The sequence below is a fragment of the Streptomyces panacea genome (assembly GCF_040560175.1).
In the GTDB taxonomy this organism is placed as follows: Bacteria; Actinomycetota; Actinomycetes; order Streptomycetales; family Streptomycetaceae; genus Streptomyces; species Streptomyces panacea.
Genome location: NZ_JARJHW010000095.1, coordinates 1 through 17,803 on the forward strand (window position 1 = coordinate 1; position 17,803 = coordinate 17,803).

General features: G+C 73.2%; 15 protein-coding genes. 8 read left to right on the plus strand and 7 right to left on the minus strand.

The genetic code is table 11. The features are described 5' to 3' along the window. The 4 genes from P3L51_RS21830 to P3L51_RS21845 all read right to left on the minus strand — a co-directional run. Positions 1–1,132: GGDEF domain-containing protein (locus P3L51_RS21830; RefSeq protein WP_354606962.1), on the minus strand; the 1,132-nt coding region annotated here is incomplete at its 3' end. Between the two features lie 91 nt (positions 1,133–1,223). After that, a complete protein-coding gene (locus tag P3L51_RS21835; RefSeq protein ID WP_354606981.1) occupies positions 1,224–2,036 on the minus strand; it encodes an enoyl-CoA hydratase/isomerase family protein in 813 nt (270 codons plus the stop codon). A 62-nt stretch (positions 2,037–2,098) separates the two neighbouring features. Beyond that, positions 2,099–3,259: an adenylate/guanylate cyclase domain-containing protein gene (locus P3L51_RS21840; RefSeq protein ID WP_354606963.1), complete on the minus strand. Its 1,161-nt coding sequence runs from the start codon at positions 3,257–3,259 to the stop codon at positions 2,099–2,101. 389 nt (positions 3,260–3,648) lie between these two features. Next, the gene (locus P3L51_RS21845) at positions 3,649–4,527 is read right to left on the minus strand and encodes a biotin--[acetyl-CoA-carboxylase] ligase (protein ID WP_354606964.1); all 879 of its coding nucleotides are present in this window, start codon (positions 4,525–4,527) and stop codon (positions 3,649–3,651) included. Between the two features lie 127 nt (positions 4,528–4,654). On the opposite strand from P3L51_RS21845, the gene P3L51_RS21850 reads away from it, so the two are divergent. The 4 genes from P3L51_RS21850 (at position 4,655) to P3L51_RS21865 (ending at position 7,977) form a co-directional block, all read left to right on the plus strand. Continuing rightward, entirely contained in the window at positions 4,655–6,250 is a 1,596-nt protein-coding gene (locus P3L51_RS21850) for an acyl-CoA carboxylase subunit beta (protein ID WP_354606965.1), read from the plus strand. Between the two features lie 9 nt (positions 6,251–6,259). Beyond that, entirely contained in the window at positions 6,260–6,466 is a 207-nt protein-coding gene (locus tag P3L51_RS21855; RefSeq protein ID WP_354606966.1) for an acyl-CoA carboxylase epsilon subunit, read from the plus strand. A gap of 294 nt (positions 6,467–6,760) precedes the next feature. Continuing rightward, complete coding sequence (gene mmpB, locus P3L51_RS21860; protein ID WP_354606967.1) at positions 6,761–6,889, plus strand: morphogenic membrane protein MmpB; 129 nt, start codon at positions 6,761–6,763, stop codon at positions 6,887–6,889. Positions 6,890–6,999: 110 nt separating this feature from the next. Beyond that, positions 7,000–7,977 carry a hypothetical protein gene (locus P3L51_RS21865; protein WP_354606968.1) on the plus strand — a complete coding sequence of 326 codons (978 nt, stop codon included), beginning with the start codon at positions 7,000–7,002 and terminating at the stop codon, positions 7,975–7,977. A gap of 263 nt (positions 7,978–8,240) precedes the next feature. On the opposite strand, the gene P3L51_RS21870 is transcribed toward P3L51_RS21865, so the two are convergent. Genes P3L51_RS21870 through P3L51_RS21880 form a run of 3 tightly spaced genes read right to left on the minus strand, consistent with a single transcriptional unit; the run spans position 8,241 to position 11,946 of the window. Next, complete coding sequence (locus P3L51_RS21870; protein WP_354606969.1) at positions 8,241–10,874, minus strand: FtsX-like permease family protein; 2,634 nt, start codon at positions 10,872–10,874, stop codon at positions 8,241–8,243. A 2-nt stretch (positions 10,875–10,876) separates the two neighbouring features. Then, complete coding sequence (locus P3L51_RS21875; RefSeq protein ID WP_354606970.1) at positions 10,877–11,689, minus strand: ABC transporter ATP-binding protein; 813 nt, start codon at positions 11,687–11,689, stop codon at positions 10,877–10,879. Beyond that, entirely contained in the window at positions 11,686–11,946 is a 261-nt protein-coding gene (locus P3L51_RS21880) for a hypothetical protein (protein WP_354606971.1), read from the minus strand. Before P3L51_RS21880 ends, P3L51_RS21875 begins: the two co-directional genes overlap by 4 nt. Before the next feature lie 179 nt (positions 11,947–12,125). Here P3L51_RS21880 and P3L51_RS21885 point away from each other — a divergent pair, with 179 nt between their 5' ends. The 4 genes from P3L51_RS21885 (at position 12,126) to P3L51_RS21900 (ending at position 17,802) form a co-directional block, all read left to right on the plus strand. After that, a complete protein-coding gene (locus P3L51_RS21885; protein WP_354606972.1) occupies positions 12,126–13,460 on the plus strand; it encodes a sensor histidine kinase in 1,335 nt (444 codons plus the stop codon). Then, a complete protein-coding gene (locus P3L51_RS21890; protein WP_354606973.1) occupies positions 13,448–14,107 on the plus strand; it encodes a response regulator transcription factor in 660 nt (219 codons plus the stop codon). The genes P3L51_RS21885 and P3L51_RS21890 overlap by 13 nt, the downstream gene beginning before the upstream one ends. A 111-nt stretch (positions 14,108–14,218) precedes the next feature. After that, a complete protein-coding gene (locus P3L51_RS21895) occupies positions 14,219–15,514 on the plus strand; it encodes a hypothetical protein (protein WP_354606974.1) in 1,296 nt (431 codons plus the stop codon). Between the two features lie 260 nt (positions 15,515–15,774). Beyond that, positions 15,775–17,802 carry a glycosyl hydrolase family 28-related protein gene (locus P3L51_RS21900; protein ID WP_354606975.1) on the plus strand — a complete coding sequence of 676 codons (2,028 nt, stop codon included), beginning with the start codon at positions 15,775–15,777 and terminating at the stop codon, positions 17,800–17,802. The last annotated feature ends 1 nt before the right edge of the window (position 17,803 follow it).

The window sequence follows — 17,803 nt, forward strand, 5'->3', positions numbered from 1 at the left end:
CCCGGAAGCGCCTCCGCTCCCCACCCTCCGGCGCCCGCGGCGGCTCGTCCGCCAGGCGCACCACTCCCCCGTCCCGCCCCGCCACCACCGGCCCCACCGACCGCGCCGCCTTCGCGCGGTACTGCGCCGCGTCGGCGAGGCGGAACAGCCGCCGGGCGGACTTCAGCGGCCCGATCGCGTCCCCCGTCGACGCGACCCCGCACGCCACCCCCTCGCCCAGCTCCAACTCCGCGGCCCGGCGGCAGAGTTCGTCGGCGACCGCGACCACCTCGTCCGAGGCCGGCCCCACCGTCAGCAGACAGAACTCGTCGCCGCCCAGCCGCGCCGCCAGCGCTCCCGGCAACTGCGCGCCGGACACCGAGAGCAGCGAGCCGAACCGCTCCAGCAGCCGGTCACCGACCGCGTGCCCCTGTGTGTCGTTGACCCGCTTGAGCCCGTTGAGGTCGCAGACGACGAGGCTGACGACCGACCCGTCGGTGCGATGCAGCGCGACCGCCTCGTCGAGGCGCACATCCACCGCGCGGCGATTCGCGAGACCCGTCAGCGGATCCGTGAACGCCAGCCGGCGGACCTCTTCGAGCCGCTCCGTCTGCGCGATCCCCGACGCCACGACGGACGCGATGACGGTCGCGAAGTCCGCGTCGGCGCGCCCGAAGACCGGCACCCCGAGCGGCCTCGCCACGTACAGCTCCCCCCAGGCCCGCCCGTGCAGCACGATCGGCGCGACGACGCAGCACCCCCGGCGCCGGCTGCGCAGCGCGGCGACCCGCTGGTGGCAGTAGCCCGGCTCACCGGCCGCGGCTGCCGGGCCCTCGGCCGTCTCGACCCACGCGTTGGGCTCGCCGCCGCCCGCCCACCGCTCGTGCAGGAACTCCGCGATCTCGGGGAACCGGTGCACCGGATACGACTCGTCCTCGGGGAACTCCTCCTCCCCCTCCGCCAGATCCCCCGCGTTCACCAGGACCTTGAGCTGCCCGAGGTCGCGTTCCCACACGGACAGCGCGGCGAAGCTGCCGGCCAGCGCGTCGCGCGCGCCGAGCGCGGCGGCCCGCCAGGACTCGTGCGGGGTGTGCGCCGAGGCCATGGCCTGGGCAAGCTCCACCACGGCCCGTAGCCGTACGTCCTCTCCCATCACCCCACCTTAGGGTGCTTTGGGGTGATTTGATCACCCGGAGCGAGGGGGCGTCACTCTCCGTCGAGAACGTGGCGGGGCGACGTACGTCCTACTCGCCGGGCCACTCCGGCTTCCGCTTCTCGTTGAACGCCGCGACACCTTCCGCACGGTCCCCGGAGAAGGCCACCGACCGCCACGCCGCGTCCTCGACCTCCAGGCCGGCCCGCAGGTCGAGCCCGTGCCCGAGGCGCAGGGCCCGCTTCGCCGCCCGGAGTCCGACCGGCGAGTTCGCGGCGATACGGGAGGCCAGCGCCAGCGCCTCGTCACGGTCGGCCGCCTCGCCCGCCAGTTGGTCGACCAGGCCCAGCTCGTGCGCCTCGGGCGCCGCCAACCGCCGTGCGGTGAAGATGAGTTCGGCGGCGCGGGCGGCTCCGACACGGCGCGGCAGCAGTTGCGTACCGCCGCCGCCGGGGATCACGCCCACCGACACCTCGGGCAGCCCGACGACCGCCGTCGGGTCGGCGACGATCAGGTCGCAGGAGAGGGCCAGCTCGAATCCGCCGCCGAGGGCGTAGCCGTGCACGGCGGCGACGGTCGGCATCGGGAGTTCCAGCACGCCGGTGTACGCGGCACGGGCGGTCGGACGCTGCCGTACCAACTCGGCGTCGCTCAGCGAGTTCCGCTCCTTGAGGTCCGCGCCGACGCAGAAGGCGCGGGGGTGGGTCGAGGTGAGGACGGTGACGCGTACGTCCCGGTCCGCACCGAGCGCCGCGCAGGCCGCGCCGATGGAGCGCGCCATCTCCGTCGAGACCGCGTTCATGGCCTTGGGCCGGTCGAGCACCAGCTCGGCCACATGACCGTGCCGCCGTACCGCGACGAACTCCCCGAACCGCTGGTCACCCTCTGCGCCCACCGCACCCACCCGCTTCCCGGTCAACGATCGTTGACCGGGATCATAGGCGGCGCCCGCGCGCGGCCCCAGGGTCAGGCCTCCGGCCTCGGTCGCCTCGTGAGGAGCCAGGGCTCCACGACGCCCAGGCCGCGTACCGGCCGCTGCCACATCGGCTGTATGCCGAAGCGGTACGAGGGAGGCTCGTCGCCCGCCTTCTCGGCCGTCGCCGCCTGCTCCGCCGCCTCGGCCTCGGACGCGGGGGTGTCACCCGTCCGGATCAGCTCCTCCGCGAGCGCTCCGTCGACCAGGACGCCGTCCTTGGGAGCTATCGAGGTCAGCCGGCTCGCGAGATTCACCGTGTTGCCGAAGACGTCGCCCATCCGGGTGGTGACGGTGCCGAACGCGATGCCCACGCGCAGCGCGGGCATCGACTCGTCGTGCGTCATGGTCTCGATGAGCCGCAGCGCGATCTCCGCGGCCGTGCCCGCGTCGTCGGCGGCGTACAGGACCTCGTCGCCGAGGGTCTTGATGAGCCGGCCGCCGTGCGCGGCCACCAGGTCGGCGCAGGTGGTCTCGAACGCCTCGACCAGCTCCCCCAGCTCCTCCTCCTCCAGGCGGCGGGTCAGCCGGGTGAAGCCGACGAGGTCAGCGAAGCCGACGGCGAGACGGCGGTCGACCATCTCCTCGTCGTCGGCGGCCTGGACGACACGTCCGGTGGCGGCGGCGAGCTGGCGCCGCCACACGTACACCAGGAACTCCTCCAGCTCCGGGAGCAACAGCTCCACCAGGGGATACGTGACCTCGGTCCGCGTCATTCCGGGCTCGGGCGGTTCCGTGAGCCCGGCGAGGAAGGAATCGATCTGCCATTCCGCCAGCCGGGCGGTGGTCTGCCCGGTCGACCGGGCGACCTGGATCGACATCGGCTCGCTCAGCAGCCCGGCCTCGACGAGACCGGCGAGGCGGCGCAGCGCGAGGACGTCGGCCTCGGTGAGGGCCCGTGCCTGGCCGATGTCCGCGAAGCCCATGGCCCGCCAGAAGCGGGACGCGAGGTCCATCGAGACACCGGCGGTGCGGGCGGCCTGGAAGGGGGTGTAGCGGCGCTCGGCGCCGAGGATCAGCTGTTCGAGCCGGATGGCGAGGGGGTCGTCGGTGGGCTCGGCCGTGTGGTCGACGGCGTGGTGCGGGCTGGGGTGACCGGAGGTGTCCGACGGCGGCTGTTCGTCCCCACCGGGGGTCGTGTCGTCGACCGTCACCAGCCGCCTCCTGCCCGTTCCCTGCGCACTGCCCCTGCCGATCTGTCGTGGATCGCCTCAACGATACGGCAGGTCGGGGCTGTCGGGGTCGCCGTTGCGGGTAGTCGCGGAACACGGGCCGCAGGGACCGCGAAGGGGCGCCCGGAAGCTGCCGCCGCGGGGCCGCCGGGCGCCGTGAATCAGGCGCTCCGGGCGCGCTCGCGGCCGTGCGCCGGCCCTCAGGACTGTCCCGTGGTCCCCGGCGGATCGGCGCGCGGCGTCAGACGCGGTGCGTCGCGAGGCGGAGGGCGGTCCTCATGCCGGACGCATCCGGGCGATCCGACAAGGCGGCGAGGCGGCGAGGCGGCGTGGCTGCCGTCGTGCGCCCGCCGGGGATGACGGGACGGCCCTTATACCGCGCGCAGGTGCACCACGTCCCCGGCGCCCACCGCCTCCCGGCCGCCGCCCTCCGTCGCGATGACCAGCCGCCCGTCCCCGTCGATCGCCACCGCGTCCCCGACCAGCTGCCGCTCCCCCGGCAGCTCCGCCCGCACCGGGCGCCCCAGCGTCGCGCAGCCCGCCACGTACGCCTCCTGGAGTCCCGACGCGGCCGGGTCCCCGGCGGCGTCCCGCCACGCGCCGTACCACCGCTCCAGCCCGCGCAGCACGGCGCGCAGCAGCGGATCGCGGTCGACGGACACCGCGTTCGCGAGCGCGAGCGAGCCCGCGCCGGGGACGGGCAGCTCCGGCTCGGTGAGGCTGACGTTCAGGCCGATGCCGACGACCACCGCGTCGGCCCCCGCGCGCTCCGCGAGGATCCCGCCCGCCTTGCGCTCCTCCTTGCCCGCCTCGTCGCCCTCCTTGCCACCGACCGTCACCAGCAGGTCGTTGGGCCACTTCAGCGCCGTGTCCACGCCCGCAGCCCGCGCGACGGCCGTCGCCACCGCGACGCCGGTGAGCAGCGGCAGCCACCCCCAGCGCGCCACGGGTACGCCGGGTCCCGGCCGCAGCAGTACGGAGAGGAACAGCCCGGACCGCGCGGGCGCCGACCACGCGCGGTCCAGCCGCCCGCGCCCCCGGGTCTGTTCCTCGGCGACGAGCACCGCGCCTTCGGGGAGGCTGTCCGCGCGGGCGGCGAGGTCGGAGTTGGTGGATCCCGTCGCCGTGACGACGTCGAGCGACGTCCACAGGCGGCCCGGCACGATCAGCCCCCGCCGCAGGGCGAGGGCGTTCAGCGGCGGGCGTTCGAGGTCGGTCCAGCGGCTGCCCGCGGCATTCTGCTCGGTCATGCGGGCAAGCCTAGGTGTGGTCAACGACGCACTGCCGAACGCCAGGCCCGCCGATACGCTACGGATCGGTAGCCACACTCCGAGCCGCAGAAAACAGACCCGCAGACCCGCAGGGAGCCGCATCCCCATGTCCGAGCCGGAAATCGCCCGCGGAACAGAGCACAGCCACACCACCGCGGGCAAGATCGCGGACCTCCAGCGCCGTATCGAGGAGGCCACGCACGCGGGCTCCGCGCGGGCGGTGGAGAAGCAGCACGCCAAGGGCAAGCTGACGGCCCGCGAGCGGATCGACCTCCTTCTGGACGAGGGGTCGTTCGTCGAGCTGGACGAGTTCGCCCGGCACCGCTCCACCAACTTCGGCATCGAGAAGAACCGTCCGTACGGAGACGGCGTCGTGACGGGATACGGCACGGTCGACGGCCGCCCGGTCTGTGTCTACTCGCAGGACTTCACGATCTTCGGCGGTTCGCTGGGCGAGGTCTACGGCGAGAAGATCGTCAAGGTCATGGACTTCGCGCTGAAGACCGGCTGCCCGATCGTCGGCATCAACGACGGCGGTGGCGCCCGTATCCAGGAGGGCGTGGTCGCGCTCGGCCTGTTCGCCGAGATCTTCCGCCGCAATGTGCACGCGTCGGGTGTGGTGCCGCAGATCAGCCTCATCGTGGGCCCGTGCGCGGGCGGCGCCGTCTACTCGCCCGCGATCACCGACTTCACGGTGATGGTCGACAAGACGTCGCACATGTTCATCACCGGACCGGACGTGATCAAGACGGTCACCGGTGAGGACGTCGGCTTCGAGGAGCTGGGCGGCGCGCGTACGCACAACACGACGTCAGGCGTCGCGCACCACATGGCGGGTGACGAGAAGGACGCCGTCGAGTACGTGAAGTCGCTGCTGTCGTACCTGCCGTCGAACAATCTCTCCGAGCCGCCCGCCTTCCCGGAGGTCGCCGAACTGGCGCCCACCGCCGAGGACATGGAGCTGGACACCCTCATCCCGGACTCGGCGAACCAGCCGTACGACATGCACACCGCCATCGAGCACGTGCTGGACGACGCCGAATTCCTGGAGACGCAGGCGCTGTTCGCGCCGAACATCATCACCGGCTTCGGCCGGGTCGAGGGCTTTCCGGTCGGCATCGTCGCCAACCAGCCGATGCAGTTCGCGGGCTGTCTGGACATCAACGCCTCCGAGAAGGCGGCGCGGTTCGTGCGGACCTGCGACGCGTTCAACATCCCGGTGGTCACGTTCGTGGACGTGCCCGGCTTCCTGCCGGGTGTCGACCAGGAGTACGGCGGCATCATCCGGCGCGGCGCCAAGCTGATCTACGCGTACGCCGAGGCGACCGTCCCGCTGATCACGGTGATCACCCGCAAGGCGTTCGGCGGCGCGTACGACGTCATGGGCTCGAAGCATCTGGGCGCCGACCTCAATCTGGCCTGGCCGACCGCGCAGATCGCGGTGATGGGCGCGCAGGGCGCGGTCAACATCCTGCACCGGCGTACGATCGCCGCCGCCGAGGACCAGGACGCGACGCGCGCCGGCCTGATCGCGGAGTACGAGGACGCGCTGCTGAACCCGTACGTCGCGGCCGAACGCGGCTACGTCGACGCGATCATCATGCCGTCCGAGACCCGGGCGCATCTGGTGAAGGGGTTGCGGCAGCTGCGTACGAAGCGGGAGAGCCTGCCCCCGAAGAAGCACGGCAACATCCCTCTTTAGGAGGTCGCGATGATCAAGGTCGTACGAGGCAACCCGACCCCGGAGGAGCTGGCCGCCGCACTCGCGGTGGTCCGGGCCCGCGCGGCGGCCGAGGCCGAGCCCCCGCGGGGCGCCGCGCCGCCCCCGCCGAACTGGTCGGACCCGGCGCGCATCGCCCGCCGCGAGACCCACCGCGCGGGCCCCCGGGCGTGGGCGCGCACTTTCTGGCCCGGCTAGGGGGTGTCCGCGAAGTGGCGCCGTCCGCCCGAAGGGCGGGGCCCGCGGCGGCGGGTGCGGCGCGTCGCGGGGCGGCGGATCCGCGTTGTCGACGGCCCGGGCGTACTCGGCCGACTCCGGCAACACGGCGAGGCGCCGGCCGCCGCAGCAGCGGCCGAGGTCACCGCGGCGTCGCGGGCCGGGCGGGACTTCGCGGACGCACCCGAGGGGCGTGCCGTCGTGTGACGGGACGGGCGGGCCGCTTGAGTACGGGTACTCAGGCGTCCCGGCCGCCACGGCAGCAGGATCGATCGCATGCTGTGGTCGGATCCTGAGAACGAACCTCCCAAGGAGATGCGGGACATGCAGGCGATGATGCGCCGCGCCGGCGTCATCCTCGCGCTCGCCATGGTTCTCGCGATGCTCGTCTCCGGCGTTCGCTGATGTCCTCGCCCGGGCGACCCCGCGCGTGCCCGGACGGGCGTCGCGTCGTTGAGCGGGGCGTACGGGCCCGGTACCGCCTCCGGGTGTGAGCCGCCCTCCCCGGAGAGTCCATGACCGTGTCCCAGGTGATCGTCGTCTCGCTGCCCGGCAGCGGCACCCCGCTGCTGGCCGACCTCACGTCCGCCCTCGGCTATCTCTCGTACGGCTCGATGAGCGCCACCCCGGCCGCCGGCGACCGGCCGGGCGGCACCCCCGAACTCGTGGCGATGCGCCCGCTGCTGACGGCCGCCCACGGCGCGGACGAGGCGGAGCTGCTGCTCAAGCGCGGCGGCGAGGACCGGGAGGTGCTCGACACGGCTTTCCGGGAGGCGGCCGGCGCCCTGTGGCGGGTGTGGTGGATGCGGCTGGGCCAGCCGGTGGCCGTCGCCTCGCCGGCCGATCCGGGACTCGAAGGCCGGCTGGCCCGGCTGCCGAACGGCGAGCTGCCCGGTCTGCTGCCGGGCCGCGGCTGCTGGTACGTCGACAGCCTCGACCTCCGGCGGGCGGACGCGGGCCTGCTGCGCGCCTGGCACAACGGCGGGCAGCCGCCCGTCGTCTTCCACCAGCGGGACGTACGGGACCGGATCGTCAGCCAGCTCCGGTCGCTGTCCCGGCCGGGCGACCCGGCGGGATCCCCGCCGGAGCAGCTGATCTACCGCGACATCGTCGGCGCGCTGCCGACGATGGAAGCGAAGATCACCTTCGCGCTGACGGACCCGGGCTTCCCGGGGATGGAGGAGGCCCGGCGCTGCCAGTGGCTGCTGCACCACCCGGCGGTGACGGTGATCAGCCACGAGGATCTGGCCGGCCCCGCCCACGGGGGTACGGCGGCGGGCCGCGAGCGCGCCGTGGCGCGGCTCCTGGGGGTCACCGGGCTGACCCCGGCCGCCGCCGGCCCGGCGGCCGCCGCCCAACTCCTGCGTGAGGACGAGGACTTGACGGTCGGGCAGTGGCGGGGCCTCTTCACTCCCGCCCATGAGCGGCTGCTCGACCGGCGCCACGGCGACCTGCTGACCACCGGGGCCGAGCTGGGCCCGTCCGGCGACTGAGGACACACGGCGACCGAGCCCGTCCGGCGATGGAGGACGCACCCGGCTAGGCCGTGTCTGACAAATGGCGCCGTCCGCCCGCAGGGGGGCTCACGGCGTCCGGTGCGTGCGATCGCAAGGCGGAGGATCGCTCTCGTACTGGACGTACTTGGGCGAGTCCGACAACGCGGCGAGCGTGCGTGCCAGGCGTCGTGAGCCAGGCGGAATTTGTCAGACACGGCCCAGAGGACCGGGCCACCGAGCCACTCCGCGCTGACCTCGGGCTATTCGCGGTGGGCGAGCGCGTCCGCCGGTGACATGCGCAGGGCCCGACGGGTGGGGAGTTCGATCGTGAGGAAGGCGATGCTCACGATCGTGAGCGCGACGGCCGGGAGCAGCCAGGCCGGACCGGCGGGCCAGGGCCGGTCGAGGAAGCCGATGCCCAGAAGGGCGAGGGGGATCACGGAGACCGCCAGTCCCGCGGTGAGGGCGGCGGTGGCGATCAGGGCGGCTTCGCGGCGCATCATGGCGCGGATCTGGCGTGGGGTGGTGCCGTTGAGACGCAGGGTGGCGATCTCGGTGCGTCGTTGGGCCGTGGTGGCGGTGAGTTTGTTGGCGATGCTGAGGAGGAGGTAGCCGAGGAGGACGACGACGGTGGCGAGGTTGATCCAGACCTCGGGCGGCGCGTCGCTCAGCCCGGCGCCGGTGGTGTCGGCGGGTGCGAGGGTCAGGCCGGGGCGGGAGGCCGTCAGAGCGGCGAGGTTCTCGTGCGCCTTCGCGGTGCCGTCGGTGCGGACGAGGATGCTCTGGTCGAGGCGCGTGGTGGTGTGGTCCCTCGCGAGATCGCGGGAGAGGACGACCGGGCCGAAGCCGAGGTCGCGGTGGTAGACGGCGACGACGCGCGGGGTGACGCGCGTACCGTCGCCGAGGATCAGCTCGACGCGCTGTCCGACGTTCGCACCGCGCGACGTGGCGATGTCGCCGCCGACCGCGATGGTGTCGCCGGTGAGGCGGGCCAGACCGCCGGACCGTACGTCGAGGTCGAGCACGTCCGGCGCGGCGGGGGTGAGGATCATCGCGGAGGCCGGCTCGACGACGGTGTCGCCGAGTTGTTCATACGGCCACAGGACGGTGGTGGTGGTGATGGGGGCCGCCTCCCGTACGCCCGGGGTGTCCCGCACGGCGGCGAGTGTGCCCTCGGGCATTCCGCCGAGGCCCGGCGCGCTCAGGCGTTCCTGGGCGAGGGTGCCGGCGCGGACGTCGTTCGTCGTGGCCGTCAGGACCGTGGTCTGGGCGAAGGTGTAGGTGAGGGTGAAGACGACCGCCATGGCGAGGGTGCTGACGACTCCGGCGATACGGATGGCGTAGCCCCGGACGTTGGACATCGCCAGCCAGGTGGCGGGCGAGGCGCCGCGCGGCAGACGCCGGGCCAGCGTGTCGCTGACACGCCCGATCAGGGCGGGACCGGCCAGGGCCAGGCCGATCGCCGCGATGATGCCGGCGAGGGAGGTCGTGGTCGCGCCGAGCGCGGTCCGTGACAGCAGCGGCACCACGGAGAGGGTCGTCGCGGCGACGACGAGCAGCAGGCCGGCGCGGGTCCGCGGGCGGGAGGGGTGGCGCGGTTCGCTGCGCGACTCGGCGACCGCCTCGGTGGCGGGCAGACGGGACGTGCGCCAGGCGGCGCCCCGGGCGGACACCTGAACGGCCAGGGTCAGCAGGAGGATCGTGGCGAGAGCGGGAAGCGGGCCGAACGTCAGCGGGAGGGCTTCCGGGAGTACGCCACGGTCGACCAGCAGCCGCCGTAACTGGCCTGCCAGCAGATAGCCGAGGGGGATGCCGGGCACGAGCGCCACGGCCGCGATGACGGTGGCCTGAGCGGCGGCGAGCCGGCGGATCTGCTTCGGGGTCGCGCCGACGGCGCGCATCAGGGCCAGTTCGCGTCGCTGCCCGGCGATGGCCACGCCCAGGGCGCCGGCCATGACGAAGCCGGTGATCAGCAGGATGATGCCCGCGAGTGAGGACGCGAGCAGGATCAGCAGGGACCGGGCGGCCACGGCGTCGGGGGCCGCGATGTCGCCGCGTGCGGTGCCGGTGGCCACCACCAGTCGGGGGGTGGGGGGTTGGGCGGCGCGTGGTCGGACGTCACGTGGTTGGGCGGCGCGCAGTTCGGCGCGTACGGCCGCCGCGACCTTGGCGGTGGCGCCCGGCTCCGTACGGAGGCCGATCAGGTCGACCGTCGCGGGTCCGGCCCCGGCCCCAGAATAGGACTTGCTGTCACGGCCGGCCAAGCGGGCGGCGGTCCTGTCGGCGAAGAGGACACCGGCGCCGGGTGCGTCGATCACCGCGGAGACGCGGTACGCGGCGGCGGGGCGGCCGGCCGCGACCACGCGGATCTCGCTGCCCGGCCGCACACCCGCCGCGTCGGCGACAGCGCTGTCCACGGCGATCTCGTCGGCGCCGGCCGGCTTCTCGCCCTCGATGTCGGGGCCGGCGTTGTCCCGGCCGCCGTTGTCCGGGCCGGCGAGGAGCCTGGAGGACGACCAGTTGTGCCCGGCCGTCCCAGGGTCCTCGATGGGCACGGCCCGCCCACGGGCGTCGATCAGGCCGACGGGGAAGCTGATGTCTCCCACCGCGACGGTGACGCCCGGCAGTTGGGCCAGCCGCTCCACCAACGGGGCGGGAACCGTGGCCCGTTCCGGCAGCGCGATCGGCGGGTCCGGGCTGTGCCGGAAGGTCTGGTCGGCCGATACGAGGATGTCGGCGCCACCGAGCCGGCCCGCCGGCAGTGCGGAGCGCAGCCCCGACTCGGTCAGTACACCGGTGCCGGTGATCAGGGCCGCACCGCCGAGCACCGCGCACACCACGGCCAGCAGGGCGCTGATCCGGTGCCCGGCCATCCGTACCGCGAGACGCAGCATGATCAGATCCCTCCCAACGAGACGAGCCGGGCGGCCAGTTGGGGAGCGGTCGGCGCCAGCAGGGTGTCCACGACGTGGCCGTCCGCCATCACCAGCGCCTTGTGCGCCTGGGCCGCGGCGGCCGGGTCGTGGGTGACCATCACCACCGTCTGGCCGAGCTCGTCGACGAGTTCGCGCAGCAGGTTCAGCACGCCGTGGGCGCTGCGCAGATCCAGCGCGCCGGTCGGCTCGTCGGCGAAGACGACGGCCGGTCTGGCCACCAACGCCCGTACGATCGCGGCGCGTTGCTGCTGGCCGCCGGAGAGTTCGGCCGGGCGGTGGCTCAGTCGGTCGGAGAGTCCCACCCGCTCGGTGAGGGCGCGCACCCACTGCCGGTCCGGGGCGCGTCCCGCCAGCCGCAGCGGCAGGGTGATGTTGTCCGCGACGCTGAGCGAGGGAACGAGGTTGTAGGACTGGAAGACGAACCCGACGCGTTCGCGGCGCAGTTCGGTCCGGCGGTTCTCGTTGAGCCCGCCGATCTCCCGGCCGTCGATCCGGACGCTTCCGCCGGTCGGGGCGTCGAGCCCCGCGGCGCAGTGCATCAGGGTGCTCTTGCCCGACCCCGACGGCCCCATCACGGCGAGGAACGTGCCGCGTTCCACGGTCAGTGACACATCGTGCAGAGCGACGACTCCGCCCGGGTACGTCTTGCCGAGGTTCACCAGCTCGATGGCGGGCGCGGTGGCGGGTGCGGGTGCCGGGCCGCACCCCTGCCCCCGGCCGACGCCCGTGTTCGCGGGGGCACGCTTCTCGGCCCGCCCGACCGCCGCCCTCATCGCCGGCCCCGCAGGCGCTGAACGACGAGCGCCGTCACGCAGAGCGCGGTGACCACGCCGCACCAGAGGTGGACCGGCGTACCCGAGCCGCTGTACGAGGCGACCATGTTGCCGACCGCGCTGATCACCAGCACCAGCCAGAGCAGCGTGCGCGTCACTCCGGCCCGGGTGACATCGGTCGGCGGCGCGTCGGGGCTCGCCGCGGCGCCGGTCAGGCGGTACGGGTCGGGATGTGGGTCGGGGTCGGCGTACGTCATGGGGTGCTTCCTCCGTGTGTTCGGGGGCTCTCGCTGTCGTCACCGACGCTATGAACCGGCCCCCCTCGTGGCCGAGCCCGCCTGCCGCCCGGTTGTTGGTACAGCAGGCTGTACTCCTCGGCCGTCCCGCTGGCTGCCGGCTGGTCAGCCGCATAGGGTCGCTGCCGAAGGAGAGGTTGATGTCGACCCAACACGGCAGACCCGGCGAGGCCGTTGAGGCCGGTAGGCGAGAACCCGCACCCCACCCGGACGGCGCCGACGACTCCGGCATCCGCGACACCGGCATCCGCGACATCGTCGTCCGCGCCGGCGGCGCCGCCCTCGTCGCGCTGGAAAGGCTCGCGGGCGGGTTCGGTACGGCCCTGTTGGCGCTCCTCACCCTGGTGTGGCTGGCCGGCACCGTCGTGGCCGCCCCGGTCGGGATCGGCCTCCTCATGGCGCCCCTCGCGCTGCGCCTCCTGCACGCCGTCGCCGACCGTGAACGCGGCCGGCTCAACCGGTGGGGCCCCGAACTGGCCGGTCCCGGCCCCGCCCCGACCCGACTGCGCGCGGCCCTCACGGACCCCACCACCCGGCGCGAGCTGAACTGGCTGGTCCGGCACGCGACGCTCGGGCTGCTGCTGGGCCTGATCGGCGTCATGCTGCCGCTCTGCGCGGTCCGCGACAGCACCTTCCCCCTCTACTGGCAGCTGCTGCCCGAGGGCGCCAGCAGCGCCTCCATCGGGCTCGGGGTCGCGCGCGGCTGGCCGGACGCCGCCGCCGTGGCCCTGCTGGGCCTGGGGTGGACCGCCATCATCATGGGCCTCACACCGGGCATGGCGAGGCTCCAGGCGAGGGCGGGCCGCCGGCTGCTGTCCGCCGGACCCGACGCCGACCTGTCGCTGCGGATCGCGGAACTCACCGCCACCCGGGCCGCCGCCCTGGACGCCCACGCCACCGAACTTCGGCGCATCGAACGCTCGTTGCACGACGGCACCCAGAACCGGCTCGTCACCGTCACGGTCCTGCTCGGCGCCGCGCGGCGCATGGTCGCCCGCGATCCGGCCGGCGCCGAGGAACTCCTCGAACGCGCCCACAGTTCCGCCGAGCAGGCCCTGGCCGAGCTGCGCTCGGTCGCCCGCGGCATCCTGCCGCCCGTACTGACCGACCGCGGGCTCGAAGGCGCGCTCACCGGGCTGGCCGCGTCCTGTCCGGTGCCCTGCCGGATCGACGTCGAGGCACCCGAGCGGCGTGCCGCGTCCATCGAGGCGACCGCCTACTTCGTGGTGGCCGAGGCGCTGACCAACGTCGCCAAACACAGCCGTGCCGAGCGGGCCACCGTCACGGTGCGCGGCGGTGGCGGCAGGCTGCGCCTGCACATCAGCGACAACGGCCGGGGCGGTGCGGACGAGAACGGCGGATCCGGCCTGGTCGGCATCCGGCGCCGTATCGCGGCGCTCGACGGCACCCTCACCGTGGCCAGTCCTCCCGGCGGCCCCACAACCCTCAAGGTGGAACTCCCATGCGGATCGTGATAGCCGAGGACGACCCGCTGCTGCGTGAAGGACTCGCCCTCCTGCTGCGCGCGGAGGGCCTCGACGTGGTGGCCACCGCCGGTACCGCCGCCGGGATCCTCGACGCCATCGACGAGCACAAGCCGGACGTCGCCATCCTCGACGTACGGATGCCGCCGACCCACACCGACGAGGGGATCGTCGCGGCGGTCGAGGCCCGGCGCCGCCGTCCCGGCCTGGCCGTGCTCGTCCTGTCGGCGTACGTCGAGCAGAGCTTCGCCACGGATCTGCTCACCGGCGGCGTCACCGGCCTCGGGTACCTGCTGAAGGAACGGGTCGGCCGTGTCGAGGAGTTCCTGGACGCTCTGCGCCGCGTGGCGGACGGCGGGACCGCCATCGACCCCGACGTCGTCGCGCAGTTGTTCACCCGCAGCCGCGACGACAGCCGTCTGGAACGGCTCAGTCCCCGTGAACGCGACGTACTCGCCCTGATGGCCGAGGGGTTGGGCAACTCCGCCATCGCCGGGCGGCTCGTCGTCACGGACGGCGCCGTCCACAAGCACATCCGCAGCATCTTCGCCAAGCTCGACCTGTCGCCCACCGACCGGATGGACCGGCGGGTCGCGGCGGTGCTGCGCTATCTCGACGACGTACGACGCCGCACCTGATAGTTCGTCATGCCGCTCTGCCGCAGCGACTGTTCGCGCCCCGGGACCCTCGCCGGAAGCCGTTCCCCGACCCCGAACAGCGGGCGCGCGCGGACCATCTAGGATCGGCGGATGCCGGAGCGAGCCCCGACCACCACGCGCCAGGTACTGCGATGGGCGCGCTCGGTGGTCGCCGTGCTCGTCAGTGGGTGCGCGCTGCTCGGAGCCGTACGGCTGGTGGCGCCCGCCACCGGTGGAGCGCACGGTGAGCCCGTCGGGGTGCGTGCCCAACTGGACTTCATACGCGCGTCCCTGGACGACGGCGCCGGTGACGACGCCCAACAGCAGTTCCCGGAGGGGTACTTCTTCCTGCACGCCCTGTACGGGCTGAGCTGGGTCGAGTTGGGGGCGCGGGAGCCGGCGGGGGCGGCGCGCGCCGAGGCCCTGCGGGAGGCACGGTGGGCGCTGGGGCGGCTGGACTCGGAAGCCGGGCGGGCCGCGTTCAGCCCCGGACTGACCCCGTCGTACGGGGTCTTCTACCGGGGCTGGACCAACTGGCTCCGCGGCGGCACGCTGATGTTGCAGCCGGCCGACGGGCGCGACGCCGCGCAGACGCGCCGGTTCGCGGAGGACTCCGCCGCTCTCGGCGCGGCGTTCGACGCCTCCGGGTCGCCGTATCTGACGGCCTATCCGGGGCAGGCGTGGCCCGTCGACTCCACCGTCGCCGTGGCCTCGCTGCGGCTGCACGACTCGCTGCTGCCCGCCCGGTTCACCGGCACCGTGGACCGGTGGCTCGACGGGGTGCGGCAGCGTCTCGACCCCCGTACGAGACTGCTGCCGCACCGTGTCACCCCCGACTCCGGCGATCCCGTCGAGGTGGCCAGGGGAACCTCGCAGAGCATCATCCAGCGGTTCCTGGTCGACATAGACCCGGACTTCGCCCGTGAGCAGTACACGATCTTCCGCGACCGCTACGTCGTGACCCCGCTCGGCCTCGGGCCCACGACACGGGAGTATCCCGAGGGCATGGACGGCCCGGCCGACGTCGACTCCGGACCGCTGCCCCTCGGTGTGAGCCTGTCGGCGACGGTCGTCACGCTCGGCGCGGCGCAGGTCCAGGGCGATGCCTCGCTGGCCGAAGGGATCGCCAACTACGGGGAGTTGCTCGGTATGCCGGTCAGCACCCCGTGGACGAAGCGTTACGCCTTCGGTCTGATCCCGATCGGCGACGCGTTCGTGGCGTGGTCGAAGACGGCACGCCCGTGGGTCGCGGAGACCCCGTCCCCGCCCCCGGCGCACCTGTCGTCCTGGTGGCGCGTTCCCCTGCTGTCGCTGCTGTTCCTGCTCGGCGCCGCGCCGTGGCTTCCGGCGCTCCCGCGCCTGCGTCGGCGCTTGGCGAAGACCGGTTCCCAGCGACCCGGTGAGTAGTTCTTCGGCGTCGTAGGCCCGGGCGAGGAGCTCCCCGGGCCTCACTGCGCCCGATGCCGGGAACCCGTAAACGATCTTGACACGTGGCGCAAGAAGTCGACTCCCAGACGCAGTTGAGTGGCAGAGTCGCGAAAACAGATCGCAGGCATCTTGTGGAGCGAGGCGCGGCGGTCCTAATGTCCACCTCACCCCCACGGCGTCCGCTCCGCCGAGCGTCAGCCCCACCGGCGTTCGTCCTCCCCAAGAGAATCGAGCTTTAGATGTCGTGGACCTCGTTGACCGCCGCCGCAGTCGGGCTCGGTCTGACCGTCGGCCTGCTGGGCGGTGGCGGCACCGCCCTCGCCGCGCCACCGGACGGCAGGACCCCCGCGAACGGACCCGTCGTCACCCGCGCCGCCCTCGACCCCGCGCTCGTCTCGGGCCGGGGCGCCCGCGTCGGCTTCGCAGAGCAGGAGGCGGAGAACGTCGCGACGAACGGCGCGGTCATCGGGCCGGACCGGACCGCGTACACACTGCCCTCCGAGGCCTCCGGCCGTACGGCGGTGAAGCTGGCGCCCGAGCAGTACGTCGAGTTCACCCTGCCCAGCGCCGCCAACGCGATCACCGTGCGCTACAGCGTCCCGGACGCGCCCGGGGGCGGCGGCATCACCGCGCCCCTCGATGTCACGGTCAACGGCAAGAGCCGTCAGACCATGACGCTCACCTCGAAGTACGCGTGGCTCTACAACCAGTACCCGTTCTCGAACGACCCCGGCGCCGACCTGCTGCACCCCGACTGGTGGATCACCGAGTGCGCGTGCGTGCCCGCCGCGACGACCCCCGCGCCGGTCGTCACGAAGCCGTTCCGGCCGAGCCACTTCTACGACGAGCAGCGGCTGAAGCTCGGCAGGACGTACCGCGCCGGTGACAAGGTACGGCTGACGGTCCCGGCCGGCAGCAAGGCCGACTGGACGGTCGTGGACCTGCTCGACTCGGAGCTGGTCGGCGCGCCGCACGTCCGGCTCGTCGCCGCGAACGTGCTGCTGTTCGGGGCCGATCCGACGGGCCGACGAGACTCGGCCGACGCGTTCGACAGGGCCATCGCCCACGCGAAGCGGGGGCGCCTGACCGTCTACATCCCGCCCGGCACCTACCAGGTGAACCGGCACATCCTGGTGGACGACGTCACCATCGAGGGCGCGGGCAACTGGCACACCGTCATCAAGGGCCGCCAGGTCACCCTCGACCGGCCCGCCCCCGACGGCTCGGTCCACACCGGCGTCGGCTTCTACGGCAAGGCCGCGGCGGACGGCGGAAGCCGGGACGTCCATCTGTCCGGCTTCGCGATCGAGGGCGACGTCCGGGAACGGGTGGACACCGACCAGGTCAACGGCGTCGGCGGCGCGATGAGCGACTCCACGGTCAAGGGGCTGCACATCCGGCACACCAAGGTCGGTCTCTGGTTCGACGGGCCGATGTCGAATGTCCGCGTGTCCGGCAACATCATCGTGGACCAGATCGCCGACGCGCTGAACTTCCATACCGGCGTGACGAATTCGGTGGTGTCCGACAACTTCGTCCGCAACACCGGGGACGACGGCCTCGCGATGTGGTCGGAGAAGACCGCCAACGCGCGGAACACGTTCACGCGCAACACCGTGCAGTCACCGGTGCTGGCCAACGGCATCGCGATCTACGGCGGCACGGACAACGCCGTCTCGGGCAATCTCGTCGCCGACCCGGTCCGGGAGGGCAGCGCGCTGCACGCGGGGTCCCGCTTCGGCGCCGAGGCGTTCGCCGGAGCGCTGCGCTTCACCGACAACACCACGGTGCGCGCCGGGACGTACGAGCTGAACTGGAACATCGGGCTGGGAGCCATCTGGCTCTACGCGCTCGACAAGGACATCGACGCGGACATCCGGGTGACCGGCGACCGCTATCTCGACAGCACGTACAACGCGATCATGCTGGTCAGCGATTACTCGGTGAAGGATCTGTACGCGATCGAAAGCGTCCGCTTCAAGGACGTCAGGATCGACGGGACGGGTACGTCGGCGGTCAGCGCCCGCGTGAAGGGGTCCGCGTCCTTCGAGAACGTGGACGCGCGCGGTGTCGGCGCCGTCGGCGTCAACAACTGCGGCTCCTTCAACTTCACGCCCGCCGGTTCGGAGTTCGCGCTCACCGACCTCGGCGGCAACGACGGGGGCCGGGGCACGGAGTCGTGGCTCGCGCCCTGGCTGCTGCCGAACACGATCACGTGCGACGACCGCCCGCCGGTGGTCGCCCCTCCGGCGCCCGCGCCGTGGTGAC